The sequence below is a fragment of the Curtobacterium sp. MCLR17_045 genome (genome assembly GCF_003234405.1).
In the GTDB taxonomy this organism is placed as follows: Bacteria; Actinomycetota; Actinomycetes; order Actinomycetales; family Microbacteriaceae; genus Curtobacterium; species Curtobacterium flaccumfaciens.
In genome coordinates this window covers 1-12,739 of sequence record NZ_QKTB01000003.1, presented here as the reverse complement: position 1 = coordinate 12,739, position 12,739 = coordinate 1, and the positions used below count along the sequence as shown (strand labels likewise).

Genomic DNA, 12,739 nt, shown 5'->3' with positions numbered 1-12,739 from the left:
CCGGGTCACATTCCGGTGAATCGTCACAGCCCGGCAACGTCATCCCGCTACGATCCGAGGACGCCGACATTCTCGGCAAATTCACATGATCTGGGCGATGAGCCCGGACCGAATCCCTGGGGGATCCCGTGCACCGCAGCACCTCCACTGTCCGTCGCGCCTGCGCCGTCGGCACCACCGTCGCCCTGGTCGGCCTGACCACCGGCCTCGGCATCATGACCGCGACGGCCGCCAACGCCGAGACGCTCGACACGACGCAGCCGATCGTGGCCGCCGAGACGCCCGCTCCGGTCGTCTCCGACGAGACGCCCACGCCGACGGACCCGCCCGTCGAGACCGCGCCCGAGACCCCGGCTCCGGTCGAGGAAGCCCCGGCACCCACCCCCGAGGCCACCGAGCCCGCCGCGCCGGAGACCACCGCGCCGGCCGCCACCGAGGCTCCGAAGCCGACCGAGACCCCGAAGCCGGACGTCACGGCCAAGGCCGCCGACGCCACCGTCACCATCGAGGGCACGGCCAAGGTCGGCACCCGACTCGTCGCCGTCGTCACCGGCTTCGACGACGAGGCGGGGTACAAGTACTCGTGGACCGACCAGGACGGCAACGTCCTGTCGAAGGCCGCGAGCTACGTCGTCGACCCGACCGACGTCCGCAAGACCATCACGGTCGCCGTGACGGGCACGCTGCCCGGCGCGACCGAGACCTCCACGGTCGAGTCCGAGGCCACCGCCGCCGTGACGCAGACCCCGGCGTTCCTCGGTGAGGACGGCCAGCCCACCAAGGCCGGTGCCACGCAGGACAGCCCGCTCGAGCTGAGCACCGCCGCCGGTGACGCCTTCTCGCACACCTTCCGTGCGCAGGGCTTCCCGGAGCCGAAGTACAGCCTCGCCTGGTTCGACGAGGACGACGCCGAGTACGCCGAGGAGTTCCCGGAGGACGAGATGTCCCCCGCGGACCAGCTCCCCGACGGCCTCACCTTCGACGCGTCGACCGGTGAGCTCAGTGGGGTCACGACCGAGGCGTGGGACTGGACCTTCGCCGTCACGGCGACCAGCGGCACCGAGACGACCACGCAGTACGTTTCGCTCAACGTCGAGGCCGGTGCGCCGCTCGGCCTGTTCGTCTACACGACCGACCGCGCCGGAGCCTTCGACTTCGACTTCGACGAGAACGACACCAAGAAGCGCACCACGTGGATCATCGACCCGGACGGCAAGGTCTACACCGTCATCACGCAGGGTGACGGCGACGGTGGCCAGGTCGGCACCGAGGTCGACGGCGGTCGTCCCACGATCAAGCAGGGTGGGACGCTCATCGTGACCGGCACGGTCGTCGATCGGTTCGGCAACGAGGTCCTGGGCGAGGACGACGAGTCGATCACGCCCACCGTGACGTCGGACGTCTCGACCGACGTCATCGCCGCAGACCCCGAGATCGGTGAGTTCGGCTTCATCGGCGTCACGTTCCCGCACGCCTCGATCCACAACCTCACGGTCGCCGCCGGCGATTTCGCCACCTCGTTCGCCGTGGATGTCCAGCCGACCGCGGTCGCCGGCATCGCCGACCCGACCCCGGTCGCGCCGGCAGCGGCCCCGGTCGCCCCGGTCAACACCGGCGGTCAGCTCGCCTACACCGGTTCGGACACCACCGACGCGCTGCCGTGGGCCCTGGGCCTGCTCGTCGCCGGTGCCGGCCTCATCGGCGCCCGCTTCGCGCGTCGTCGTCGCGCCCAGCGCTGACACCCTGAGACGTCTCCCGTCCGTCGCGTGCCCGCGCGGTGGACGGGAGGCCCGTGACGGCCCCGCCTGCTCCTCCACCGGAGCAGGCGGGGCCGTTTCGCATCCGCGCCCGGCCGGGTCCGCGCCGGTAGCGTTGGCGACATGCCCACGCTGCTGCACATCGACTCCTCGGCCGACCTGTCCCACTCCCGCTCGCGCGCACTGACCGCGGCCTTCGCCGACGCCTGGCGCGCCCGCGGCCCGGAGTACACGGTCGTCCGGCGGGACCTGCACGTCGACCAGCTCCCCCACCTGGAGAGCTCGGCGCTGCACTGGGCGGCCGCCGACCGCACCACCGAGGAGATCGTCGCGCCCGAGGCCGAGGCCCTTCGTCAGGAGGTCATCGACGAGCTCCTGGCCGCCGACGTCGTCGTGGTGGGTGCGCCGCTGTACAACTACACGGTGCCGTCGACCCTGAAGGCCTGGATCGACCGCATCCACGTGCCCGGCATCCTGACCGGCGGCGTGCAGCCCCTGGCCGGTCGACCCGTCGTGACCGTCGTGAGCCGCGGCGCGACCTACGACGCCGGCACCCCGACCGAGGGCTGGGACCACGGCTCCCCCGTCCTGCACATCGTGCTCGGCACCGCGCTCGGCATGAAGCTGTACCCGATCACCGTCAGTGCGACCCTGGCCGACCGGCTGCCGGACCTCGCACCGCTGGCCGACCACGCCGCCGCGGAGTTCGCCGACGCGAAGACGACGATCGAGCGCCTGGCGACGACGCTCGGCTGACCCGCGCGTCCGCGGCGCTCGTCAGGCGGGCCGGATCTCGCCGGCCCGCCCGAGCAGGTCCGCGTGGAAGGCCGTCTGCGTCAGCGCGCTCGCGAGCAGGAACCCGGTCATCGACTCGATCCCGCCGCTGAAGGGCACCCGGGCGGCGACCTCGAACAGCGTCGGACGGTCCAGCGCGTCGAGGGCCGCGGCGACGTGTCGGGAGCGTTCCTCCCGGTGCCGGGCCAGCGTCTGCGCGCGGGTGACGACGTCACGGAACCGGTACTCGTGGCCCGGGCAGACCTCGAGGTCGGCGTACGGGTCGAGCCGTGCGAGGGACGCCAGGTAGTCGCCGAGCGGGTTCGTCCCGGTCCGGCCGCCGAGTCCGATGCCGGAGTTGATCCGCGGCAGCACGTGGTCGCCGGAGAACAGCAGCCCGTCGGCCTCGTCGAGGAAGCACACGTGCCCGCTCGTGTGCCCCGGGGTCCACAGCGTGCGGATCGTCCGACCGGGGATCGGCAGCAGGTCGCCGTCCCCGAGCAGCACGTCCGCGTACGGCGCCTCGATCCGGCCCATCCCGATCCGGCGTCCGCTGCCCCAGGCCTCGACGACCCCGGCCCGCAGGTGTTCCGGCAGCCCCCACGTCGCGATGTCGGCGTCGTTCCGCTCGGCGTCGGCGCGTTCCCGTTCGAGCGCACGGACCTCGAGGCCGTGCATCGCCACACGTGCACCCGTCGCCCGGCGGATGGCCGCCGCGGCACCCAGGTGGTCGGCGTGCAGATGCGTCACGGCCACGAGCGACACGTCGTCCAGGGTCCGTCCGATCGTGGCGAGCCCGTCCCGCAGCTCGGCGAGCCCGCCGTCGGCAGACCACCCGGGGTCGATCACCGCGAGCGAGCCGTCCGCCGCCTCGACGATGTAGACCAGGGTCGCGTCGGGCACCCCGAACCGGAACGGCACCGCGAGGGTCCAGATGCCCGGCCGGACCTGCTCGACGGGTGGCAGGACGCCGTCGCGGAGCGCAGCGGCCTGCACGGGGCTGATCGGTTCCGGGGCCGGCGCTGCCGGCGGAGGCACGGTCGTCACGCCGGCCACCCTACCGACGCGCGCCGACCTGCCCGGGGTGATCCGGGCCTCCCGGCCGCGCATCGTGAGCAGAAGATGTCGGGTCGTCGAGCCGGACCCGACCATTCCTGCTCACGAAGTGCGCAGCCCCGCCGACTCCCGCGAGTAGACAGGACTCATGGAGATCGCACCGATGCTCGCCAAGGCCGTCGCAACCGTCCCCGACCCGGACAGCACGAAGGGCGGGCTGCGGTACGAACCGAAGTGGGACGGCTTCCGGGGCATCGTGACCATCGACGGTGACGACGTCGAGATCGGGAGCCGCGGCGCCAAGCCGCTCACCCGGTACTTCCCCGAGCTCGTCGAGGCGTTCCGCGCGCAGTTCGGCGGCCGCGACCACCCGGTCGTCCTGGACGGCGAGGTGATCCTGCGCTCCGGCGAGCCCGGTGCCGAGCGCCTCGACTGGGAGGCCCTGTCACAGCGCATCCACCCGGCGGCCTCGCGGATCGCCAAGCTCAGCGTCGAGACGCCGGCGCAGTTCGTGGCGTTCGACCTGCTGGCGGTGGACGGCGAGGAGCTGGTGGACCGCCCCTTCGACGAGCGTCGTGAGCGCCTGGAGCAGCTCGGCGACGCGATGACCGACCCGCTCTTCGTCACCCGCACCACACTCGACGTCGAGCAGGCGCGCGAGTGGCTCACCGCCTTCGAGGGCGCCGGGCTCGACGGCGTCGTCGCGAAGCCGCGAGCGCGGCCGTACGAACCGAACAAGCGCTCGATGCTCAAGATCAAGCACCACCGCACCGCCGACGTCGTCGCCATCGGCTACCGCGTGCACAAGAGCGGCTCCGGCGTCGGGTCCCTGCTGGTCGGCCTGTACGACGCGGACGGCGAGCTCCGCCAGGTCGGCGGCGTCTCCGCCTTCTCCGACAAGCGCCGGGCCGCGTTGATCGACGAGCTCGAGCCCGTCGTGCTCCGCGATGCGGACGGGAGGCCCGTCACCGGTGACGGGGAACGGTCGCGGTTCTCGTCGGGTCGCGACACGTCGTTCGTCCGGCTGGCGCCGGAGCTGGTGCTCGAGGTCCGGTACGACCAGATGGAGGGCGACCGGTTCCGGCACACCGTGCAGTTCGAGCGGTGGCGGCCCGACCGTGACGCGACGTCGTGCGGGTTCGAGCAGCTCGAGGTGCCGAGTGCGTACGACCTGAACGACGTGCTGTCATGACGGCGGAACGCACTGCGGTGTCCGTTTGTCGCTGTTCTGTCACGTTCGGGGAAAAGTAGTTAGCCGAACTAGCGAAGCCGTGCCAGGATGATCTCAGCAGCACGAGGCGTCCAGTTCGGACGCCCGGATCGGAGCGGATCGACATGAGCACCAGCACGCTTGTCCGCCACCCTCGGCGGAGCCCCTTCACAGAAGTCCGAGAGGCACGGCGCCAGCGCGTCCTGCAGCTCAGCGCGGTCATCAGCGCCATCGCCGGCGTGACCGCCACGGCGCTCGCACTCGTCACGGTCGGACTCGGCTCGTGATCGTCGACGGCATCACCGACGTGCACCGCGGCACCTGGTCGCGGCTGACTCGCCTGCACACCGCCAGCATCGGGCTGCCGACGCACACCACGCGCGTCGAGGACCCGGACCGTCAGCGGGACGTCTCCTCCGCAGCCTGAGGCTCGGCGGCGGCTGTTCGGCATTCGGCCGCCGGTTGTTCGGTCCCTCGGCCGCTCGGCCGCTCGGGCTCAGCTCGGCTTCTTCGCTCGTGAGGGCTGCACGCGCGGCGGCTCCCCCGGCATCTTCGGGAAGTCCGGCGGGAACGGCAGCTCACCCTCGCCGTTCGCCAGGTCATGCTCCCACCACTCGAGCAGCGGCGCGATGCTGCCCGGCTGCTCCCCCATCGACTCCCACGGGTCGCCCGTGGTCCGCAGCCGCTCCGGCACCGTGCGGATCGTGAAGGTCGTCGGGTCCGCGGTGCGCAGTTCCTCCCACGCGATCGGCGTGGACACCGAGGCGTGTGCGAGAGCTCGGGGACTGTAAGCACCGGCCATCGTGCGGTCACGGTTCGCCTGGTTGAAGTCGACGAAGATCCGTTGCCCCCGCTCCTCTTTCCACCACGCCGTCGTGACCCGGTCGGGCATCCGGCGTTCGAGTTCGCGTGCCGCGGCGATCACCGCGTGCCGCACCTCGAGGAACTCGTGCTCGGGGCGGATCGGCGCGAACACGTGCAGGCCGCGGTTGCCGCTCGTCTTGATCCAGGTGGTCAGGCCGACCTCGTCGAGGACCTTCCGGAGCTCCTCGGCCACCGGTACCGTGTCGCCGAAGTCCGTGCCGGGCTGCGGGTCGAGGTCGATGCGGAGCTGGTCCGGGTGGTCGCTGTCCTCGGCACGAGAAGCCCACGGGTGGAACACCACCGTGTTCATCTGTGCGGCCCACACCGCCACGGCCGGCTCGTCGATCACGAGCTGCGGGTGCGACCGGGCACTCGGGTAGGTCACCGTCACCGAGCGGACGTAGTCGGGCGCCCCTTTGGGCGGGTTCTTCGAGAAGAACTGCTCACCCTCGACGCCGCCCGGGAACCGCTGCAGCGAGATCGGCCGGTCGCCGTTCGCCCGGACGAAGGCGTCCCCCACCGTGACGAGGTACTCCGCCAGGTCGAGCTTCGTGATGCCCCCCTCGGGCCAGAGCACCCGCGAGGGGCTGCTGATCCGGACCTCGCGGTCACCGTCGGGCCCCGGCACCCGCACCGTCGTCGCTTCGCTCGCCATGCAGCGGACCGTACACGCGTGCCGGCCGCCCGCCCGCAGCCGGGACCGCTCTTGTTCCCGCAAGACACCGGTGTTCCCTGGTCGAACACGCGCACGCCGGTGTTCAGCGCGCGGACACCGGTGTCTTGCGGGCAGACTTCACATCACGTTCCAGTGCAGGTGGCCGTTCGCGTCAGGGCCCTTGCCGCCGCAGGTGTACGAGTTGCCGTTCGCGGCCTGGGCGACCACTCCGGCCTGCGCATCGGCGCAGAACGCCCCGGGCGTGATGAAGTCCTGCGACGGCGCGGGCGCCTGCTCGACGGGCGCGGGAGCAGGAGCAGCTGGCGCAGGCGCGGGAGCCGCGGGGGCCGGAGCAGGCTCGACGTACGACCCGACCGCGGTCACCTCGGGCACCGGGGCCGTCGACACGGTCCTGGACACCTGGACTCGGTCCGTCTCGACGCCGTCGGTGGTGGTCACTCGGTACGTGCGGGTGAGCACGCCGTCGACACCCGCCGTCTGCAGCCGCGTCTGGCCCTTCGCCAGGGTCGGATCGTCGATGGTGGTCTTCCGGAAGTGGATCGGGAAGTCCTTCGAGACCTCCGACACCTCGACGACCGGGGTCGGCGTCGGGGTTAGCGTCGCGCTGGGTGTCGGGGGCGTGGCGACGTCGGCGACGGCTCGCGGAGCAGCCGTGTCCTGGCTGGCACTGGTCACGGCGGCACCGACCACAGCACCGGCGGTGCCCACGCCTCCGACCCAGATCACCGCTGCGATCGCGACGACGACCGAAGCCTTCGCCTTCGTCGGTAGTGCTGACCAGCGCATCCTGCGACATCCCCTCGTGTTCGGTACGACGATCCAGGGTGCCCCGTGCTCCGTCGACCGCTGCACCCCCACTCCGGGGCAGCCGCGCTGTGAGGATGAACCGCCCGCCGGGCAGGATGGGCGAGTGAACGCGTACCTCGGCATCGACCTGGCGTGGGGGCTCGGCTCCGAGCGGAAGGCCGCGAACGAGACCGGGCTGGTGGCGATGGAACACGACGGCACGATCACCGACGCCGGGTGGGCCCGCGGGGTGGACGCCGTCACGGACTGGATCGCCGAGCACCTCGGGCCACGATCACTGATCGCCGTCGACGCCTCGCTCGTCGTGACGAACCCGACGGGCATCCGCGAGTCCGAGCGGCAGGTCGGGCAGCGCTACGGCCGGTGGAAGGTCGCGGCGAACCCGACCAACCAGGCGTCGGCGGCGAGCGCCGGCTCAACACTGCTCGACCGGCTGACCGCACTGGGCGTCGGGTACGTCTCCGACACGGACGCCATGCGGGCACGGACCGGTCCGGCGATGTTCGAGTGCTACCCGTACACGACGCTGGTGGGGGTGGAGGAACTCGGCTACGACGTCGAACGCCCCCGCTACAAGCGACTCAACCTGCGGATCCCCGCCGCCGAGGCGCGTGCCCGTCGCGCCGAGGCGTTCGACGAGCTGGTCCGGCGGCTGCGCGAGACCCCGCTCGACCCGCCGCTGCTGCTCGACTCCCACCCGCTGACGCAGCGGCTCGCCGACCCGTCGGTGCTGCACGGTCCGACGCACAAGCACCGCGAGGACCTGCTCGACGGGGCGCTGTGCGCGTGGACGGCGTCGTTCTGGGAGCGACACGGCGACGAGCGCGTGCAGATCCTGGGAGGTGATCCGGCCCTCCCCACCGACACGCCGGACGAGGCGGGCCGCCGGCCCGTCGTGGTGGCGCCCGCACGCCCGTCGCAGCGCTGACGGCGCGAGAAGGATCAGATCTCGCCCGTTGCTGCCGCCGTGCAGATCATGAAGGGGTGGATGTGATCGAGCGTCGCGAACTCTCGGGTCGAGGACTCACCGACGGTGCGCGAAAGCCCGGAGCTCCTCGCGACTGATCTCGCCCTTCGCGAAGCGGTCCATGTACCGGATCCACTCGGGGTTGTCCTTGAAGCCTTCGAGTCGCCCGGAGTGGATCACCGCAGCGACGGCGCGCGTCCGCTTGACGCGCTCCGAGCCGGAGACGGTCCGAACCATTCGCTTGGGCATGCATCAATGCTACGCCGGGGCGCGCACGTGTTCCAGACCCGCCAGGACGGCCCGTCGTGGTGGCACCCGCACGACCGTCGCAACGGAGGCCGCGCGGCTAGGGTTGAGCGGTGAGCACGACGACCGAACCCCTGCACATCGGGCTGGTGTCGCTGCACACCTCCCCCGGAGACGAACCCGGTTCGGGCGAGGTCGGCGGCATGAACGTCGTCGTCCGGCACCAGGCCGAGGCACTGGCCGACCTGGGCCACCACGTGGACATCATCACGCGCCGGTCCGCCCCGACGCAGCCGGACTCGGTGTCGCTCGTGCCGGGCGTGTGCCTGCGGTTCCTGTCCGCGGGGCCGGCCGAGCCGGTGCCGAAGGGCGAGCACGACGCGTTCATCGAACCGTTCCGCCACGAGCTGGAGCAGCTCGGGCCGTTCGACGTCCTGCACTCGCACCACTGGTTCTCCGGCGCGGCCGCGCTGCCCGTCGCCCGTGAGCGCGGCATCCCCCACGTGCAGTCGTTCCACTCCATCGCCGCCGACCCGGCAACGCCGCTGTCCGAGGGCGAACGACCCGAGTCGGCGGGCCGCATCGCCGGCGAGGAACTGCTCGCGCGCGAGTCGGACGCAGTCGTCGTGGTGTCCGAGGCCGAAGCGTCGACCGTGCGCACCCGGCTCGGCGGCGACGACGCCCGCATCTGGATCGTGCCACCGGGGGTCGACGGGTCCGTCTTCCGCCCCGCCGCGGTCGGTGCGCGCCGCGCCGCCACCCCCTACGTGGTCGCAGCGGCGCGCGTGCAGCCGCTCAAGGGTCTGGACCTGGCGATCGAGGCGATCGCGGACATCAGCCTGGAGGCCCGCCCCACCTTGGTCATCGCGGGCGACGTCTCGAGTGAGGCGGGCGACTACGTGGACGAACTGCGTCGGCTCGCCGACGCGCGGGGCATCGCCGACCACGTCACCTTCATCGGGCCGCAGTCACGTGCCGACCTGGCGTTCCTGTTCCGTGGCGCGGCAGCCGTGCTCGTGCCGTCCCACTCCGAGACGTACGGGCTCGTCGCGCTCGAGGGTTCCGCTTCCGGGGTGCCGGTCGTGGCCGCGGCTGCCGGGGGCCTGCGTGAGGCCGTGGTCGACGGGGAGACGGGCGTCGTGCTCGAGTCCCGTGACCCGCAGGAGTGGGCGGCCGAGATCGAGCGGATCCTGACGGATGCGCCGTACGCCGCCGGGCTCGCCGCTGCAGGGCGGGAGCACGCGGAGCGCCTCAGCTGGGAGCGGTCGGCCGCGGGGCTCGAGGACGTCTACCGCCGGGTGCTCGGGCGCTCGTGAGCGGGACGGGCAGCCGGTTCGCCGCGTTCTGGGCGGCGCTCGACGCGGTGCCCGTCGAGTCGGACGCCGAGGCGCTCTACGACGTCGGATCGCCCGAGGGACGACTCCGGCGGGCGAACCTGACGCGGTACCTGGAGCAGTCCGGGCCGGGGGCTGACACGTTGCTCGTGGCCGAGGCACCGGGGTGGCGCGGCATGACGAACACGGGTGTGCCGTTCACGAGCATGCGCGAGCTCGGACCCGAGTACGGCGTCCCGCCGGAGCCGACGGCACCGTGGGAGGCCTCGTCGCGCGTCGTGCACGCTGCGCTGGAGGGCTGGCGCGGTGCCCTCCCCGTCGCGTGGGCGATCTTCCCGCACCACCCCTTCGTGGCACCGGACCGGCTGACGAACCGGACGCCACGGCCCGCGGAGGTCCGCTCGGGAGCGCCCGTCGCGCTTGCGCTGCTGGCGGCCCTCGGCGGCGTGGACCGTGTCCGGGTGGTCGCCGTCGGCCGCAAGGCGCAGGGAGCACTCGCCCTGGCCGACATCGAGGCGAGTGCCGTGCGGCACCCGGCGCAGGGCGGCGCAAAGCAGTTCACCGAGCAGCTGCGAGCGCTGGACCGCTAGCCGTCCGTCCGCCCAGGTGCGTCCAGGCCGCGTCCAGGTCGCGTCCCGGTCGCGACCCGCTCAGGCGGAGCGGACCTCGACGCCCTTGGCCGCGAGCCGCTCGGCGACGTGGGCGGGCAGTGGTGCGGCGGCGTACACGGTGCGGAGTTCCGGCAGGTCGAGCAGGTCGTCCCAGTTCTGCGGGTCGAAGCGGTCGTCCGAGCCGTCCCAGCCGGGGTGGACGTCCTGCAGGACCTCGAGGTCGGAGTCCACGGTGATCTCGGTGACGAGCGACAGGTGCGACGGCAGCAGGTCGAGGTCGTCGTAGTACTCGCGCGCCCGGTCGTCCTGCCCGTCGACGTCGAGGTCCTCGTCGGTCTCGTCCTCGGCGTCCGGGTCGTAGGGGTCCAGGACGTCGAGGTCGTAGCAGAGGACGTCGAGCACCAGGAGCTTCGCGTTGAAGTCCGCGAACTCGATGGGCTCCTCGGTGGTGTTCGACTGCTGGTCCATGGCCGGAGCGTATCCGTCGCCGAGGGACCGTGTTGCGATCGCGAGAAACCTTCCTGTGGGACTGGACAGAAAGGCATTCCGCGCGCAAGGGTGACGCATGGCCACCACCAAGACGGACCGCCCACAGCAGGAGCAGCACGAGCTCCGCCGGGTCATCGGTCCCAAGCTCCTGCTGCTCTTCATCGTCGGCGACATCCTCGGCACGGGTGTCTACGCGCTCACCGGCCAGGTCGCGGCCGAGGTCGGCGGGGCAGCGTGGCTCCCCTTCCTCATCGCGTTCGCGGTCGCGCTGCTGACGGCCTTCTCGTACCTCGAACTCGTGACGAAGTACCCCCAGACCGCCGGTGCCGCCCTCTACGTGCACAAGGCGTTCGGCATCCACTTCGTCACCTTCATCGTGACGTTCATCGTGATGTGTTCCGGGATCACATCGGCGTCGACGGCATCGCGGGCGTTCGCAGCGAACCTCGGCGCCGGGTTCGGCATCGAGCTGCCGAACGGCGTGGTGATGCTCATCGCGATGGGCTTCATGCTCGCGGTGATGTTCATCAACTTCCGCGGGGTGAGCGAGAGCGTCAAGACGAACGTCGTGCTGACCCTCGTCGAGCTGTCCGGTCTCGTCATGGTGATCCTGATCGGGTTCTGGGCGATCGCCGGCGGCAACGCGGACTTCTCGCGGGTCGTGATGTTCGAGACGCCGGAGGACAAGTCCCTGCTGCTGTCGATCAGCACCGCGACGTCGCTGGCGTTCTTCGCGATGGTCGGGTTCGAGGACTCGGTCAACATGGCCGAGGAGACCAAGGACCCCTCGCGCATCTTCCCGAAGATCATGCTCACCGGCCTCGGCATCACCGCCGTGATCTACGTCCTCGTGTCGATCTGCGCCGTGGCCGTCGTGCCGATCGGGGAGCTCGCCGGCAACGAGACCCCCCTCGTCACCGTCGTGCAGACCGCCGCGCCGGACTTCCCGATCGCCGACCTGCTGCCCTTCATCTCGATGTTCGCCGTCGCCAACACGGCCCTGATCAACATGATGATGGCGTCGCGCCTGCTCTACGGCATGAGCAAGCAGGGCGTGCTGCCGGGCTTCCTGTCCCGCATCTCCCCCGCCCGTCGCACCCCGTCGACCGCGATCGTCTTCACCACGCTCATCTCGCTGCTGCTGATCGGGTGGGTCTCGCTCGACCCCGACTCCCCCATCGTCGTCGTCCTCGGTGGCACCACCTCGCTGTTGCTGCTGACGGTGTTCGCCGTCGTGAACGTGACCGTGCTCGTGCTGCGCCGCGACAAGGTCGACCACAAGCACTTCCGAGCCGGCGTCATCATCCCGGTCATCGGCATCATCACGTGCCTGTGGCTCGTCCTGCCGTTCTCGTCCGGTCGTGACCCGCAGCAGTACCAGATCGCCGGCGCGCTGCTGGCCCTGGGCGTGCTGCTCTGGATCCTGACCTGGTTCACCCACGGACGGAAGCAGGCCGAGAAGGCCCCGACCGGACTCGTGACGGAGCCGACGAAGGTGCAGCGCCCGCCGCACGACCACCGCGACGTCTGATGGACGCGACCAGTGTCATCTGGACCGTCGTCATCGCGGTGATCGCCGCGCTGTCGCTGTCCGCCGGAGGCTGGCGCCTGCGTCGGGGTCGACAGGACGGTCGACGCGAGCGCTGACTGCGGTGCACGAACGACCCGTGACGGTTCTGGTTCGCGAAGCCCCCGCTTCGTGAACCAGAACCGTCACTCGTTGTCAGGGACGCGCCCGCCCCGCGGCGAGCAACCGGCGGCGAACCACGGACCCCGGACTCCGAACCGCAAACGCTGACCCCCGGACCGTGAACGTGCGATCACGGCGGGCCGCCGCAGGCTTCCCAGGAGGCGCCCGTACGCTCGTGCTGCTCTTCCCGCTCCGCCCGCCCAGCACCCGCCCAGCCCCTCGAGCTGTCTCTTTTTCACGTGTGACGCTTCCGCAGAT

Annotated in this window: 14 protein-coding genes; 9 read left to right on the top strand and 5 right to left on the bottom strand. The window is 71.4% G+C overall.

The genetic code is table 11. The features are described 5' to 3' along the window. Positions 1–128: 128 nt before the first annotated feature. Together DEJ05_RS03590 and DEJ05_RS03585 are read left to right on the top strand one after the other, a co-directional pair. Positions 129–1,739: a putative Ig domain-containing protein gene (locus tag DEJ05_RS03590; RefSeq protein WP_111109761.1), complete on the top strand. Its 1,611-nt coding sequence runs from the start codon at positions 129–131 to the stop codon at positions 1,737–1,739. A 141-nt stretch (positions 1,740–1,880) separates the two neighbouring features. Continuing rightward, positions 1,881–2,513: an FMN-dependent NADH-azoreductase gene (locus DEJ05_RS03585; RefSeq protein WP_111109760.1), complete on the top strand. Its 633-nt coding sequence runs from the start codon at positions 1,881–1,883 to the stop codon at positions 2,511–2,513. A 21-nt stretch (positions 2,514–2,534) separates the two neighbouring features. On the opposite strand, the gene DEJ05_RS03580 is transcribed toward DEJ05_RS03585, so the two are convergent. Beyond that, a complete protein-coding gene (locus DEJ05_RS03580; protein WP_181440639.1) occupies positions 2,535–3,578 on the bottom strand; it encodes an MBL fold metallo-hydrolase in 1,044 nt (347 codons plus the stop codon). Positions 3,579–3,735: 157 nt separating this feature from the next. Here DEJ05_RS03580 and DEJ05_RS03575 point away from each other — a divergent pair, with 157 nt between their 5' ends. From DEJ05_RS03575 to DEJ05_RS17970, 3 genes are all read left to right on the top strand, one after another. Further along, on the top strand, positions 3,736–4,779 hold the full coding sequence (locus tag DEJ05_RS03575; protein ID WP_111109758.1) for an ATP-dependent DNA ligase: 1,044 nt from the start codon (positions 3,736–3,738) through the stop codon (positions 4,777–4,779). 143 nt (positions 4,780–4,922) lie between these two features. Next, positions 4,923–5,084, top strand: a complete 162-nt coding sequence (locus DEJ05_RS17975) for a hypothetical protein (protein ID WP_163343780.1) — start codon at positions 4,923–4,925, stop codon at positions 5,082–5,084. After that, positions 5,081–5,224, top strand: coding sequence for a hypothetical protein (locus DEJ05_RS17970; protein ID WP_155896788.1), 144 nt, complete (start codon positions 5,081–5,083; stop codon positions 5,222–5,224). The genes DEJ05_RS17975 and DEJ05_RS17970 overlap by 4 nt, the downstream gene beginning before the upstream one ends. Positions 5,225–5,293: 69 nt before the next feature. Here DEJ05_RS17970 and ligD read toward each other — a convergent pair whose 3' ends face one another. Beyond that, positions 5,294–6,316, bottom strand: a complete 1,023-nt coding sequence (gene ligD, locus DEJ05_RS03570) for a non-homologous end-joining DNA ligase (protein ID WP_111109757.1) — start codon at positions 6,314–6,316, stop codon at positions 5,294–5,296. 138 nt (positions 6,317–6,454) lie between these two features. Beyond that, on the bottom strand, positions 6,455–7,123 hold the full coding sequence (locus DEJ05_RS03565; protein WP_111109845.1) for a G5 domain-containing protein: 669 nt from the start codon (positions 7,121–7,123) through the stop codon (positions 6,455–6,457). Positions 7,124–7,247: 124 nt separating this feature from the next. Between DEJ05_RS03565 and DEJ05_RS03560 the strand changes: the two genes are divergently transcribed. Continuing rightward, a complete protein-coding gene (locus DEJ05_RS03560) occupies positions 7,248–8,072 on the top strand; it encodes a DUF429 domain-containing protein (protein ID WP_181440654.1) in 825 nt (274 codons plus the stop codon). 96 nt (positions 8,073–8,168) lie between these two features. On the opposite strand, the gene DEJ05_RS03555 is transcribed toward DEJ05_RS03560, so the two are convergent. Continuing rightward, positions 8,169–8,360 (bottom strand): antitoxin VbhA family protein, encoded by a 192-nt coding sequence (locus tag DEJ05_RS03555; protein ID WP_146245006.1) that lies wholly within the window; start codon positions 8,358–8,360, stop codon positions 8,169–8,171. Between the two features lie 110 nt (positions 8,361–8,470). Between DEJ05_RS03555 and DEJ05_RS03550 the strand changes: the two genes are divergently transcribed. After that, a complete protein-coding gene (locus tag DEJ05_RS03550) occupies positions 8,471–9,673 on the top strand; it encodes a glycosyltransferase (RefSeq protein ID WP_111030293.1) in 1,203 nt (400 codons plus the stop codon). Next, on the top strand, positions 9,670–10,281 hold the full coding sequence (locus tag DEJ05_RS03545; RefSeq protein WP_111109756.1) for a uracil-DNA glycosylase: 612 nt from the start codon (positions 9,670–9,672) through the stop codon (positions 10,279–10,281). The genes DEJ05_RS03550 and DEJ05_RS03545 overlap by 4 nt, the downstream gene beginning before the upstream one ends. A gap of 60 nt (positions 10,282–10,341) precedes the next feature. On the opposite strand, the gene DEJ05_RS03540 is transcribed toward DEJ05_RS03545, so the two are convergent. Beyond that, the gene (locus DEJ05_RS03540; RefSeq protein ID WP_110865109.1) at positions 10,342–10,770 is read right to left on the bottom strand and encodes a DUF6892 domain-containing protein; all 429 of its coding nucleotides are present in this window, start codon (positions 10,768–10,770) and stop codon (positions 10,342–10,344) included. A gap of 97 nt (positions 10,771–10,867) precedes the next feature. Here DEJ05_RS03540 and DEJ05_RS03535 point away from each other — a divergent pair, with 97 nt between their 5' ends. Then, positions 10,868–12,322 carry an APC family permease gene (locus tag DEJ05_RS03535; RefSeq protein WP_071404196.1) on the top strand — a complete coding sequence of 485 codons (1,455 nt, stop codon included), beginning with the start codon at positions 10,868–10,870 and terminating at the stop codon, positions 12,320–12,322. The last annotated feature ends 417 nt before the right edge of the window (positions 12,323–12,739 follow it).

Excerpts from the sequence above, each read along its gene's own strand:
- DEJ05_RS03585 (WP_111109760.1), top strand. The coding sequence starts at position 1,881 with ATGCCCACGCTGCTGCACATCGACTCCTCGGCCGACCTGTCCCACTCC.
- DEJ05_RS03575 (WP_111109758.1), top strand. The coding sequence starts at position 3,736 with ATGGAGATCGCACCGATGCTCGCCAAGGCCGTCGCAACCGTCCCCGAC.
- DEJ05_RS17975 (WP_163343780.1), top strand. The coding sequence starts at position 4,923 with ATGAGCACCAGCACGCTTGTCCGCCACCCTCGGCGGAGCCCCTTCACA.
- ligD (WP_111109757.1), bottom strand. The coding sequence starts at position 6,316 with ATGGCGAGCGAAGCGACGACGGTGCGGGTGCCGGGGCCCGACGGTGAC.
- DEJ05_RS03565 (WP_111109845.1), bottom strand. The coding sequence starts at position 7,123 with ATGCGCTGGTCAGCACTACCGACGAAGGCGAAGGCTTCGGTCGTCGTC.
- DEJ05_RS03555 (WP_146245006.1), bottom strand. The coding sequence starts at position 8,360 with ATGCCCAAGCGAATGGTTCGGACCGTCTCCGGCTCGGAGCGCGTCAAG.
- DEJ05_RS03540 (WP_110865109.1), bottom strand. The coding sequence starts at position 10,770 with ATGGACCAGCAGTCGAACACCACCGAGGAGCCCATCGAGTTCGCGGAC.
- DEJ05_RS03535 (WP_071404196.1), top strand. The coding sequence starts at position 10,868 with ATGGCCACCACCAAGACGGACCGCCCACAGCAGGAGCAGCACGAGCTC.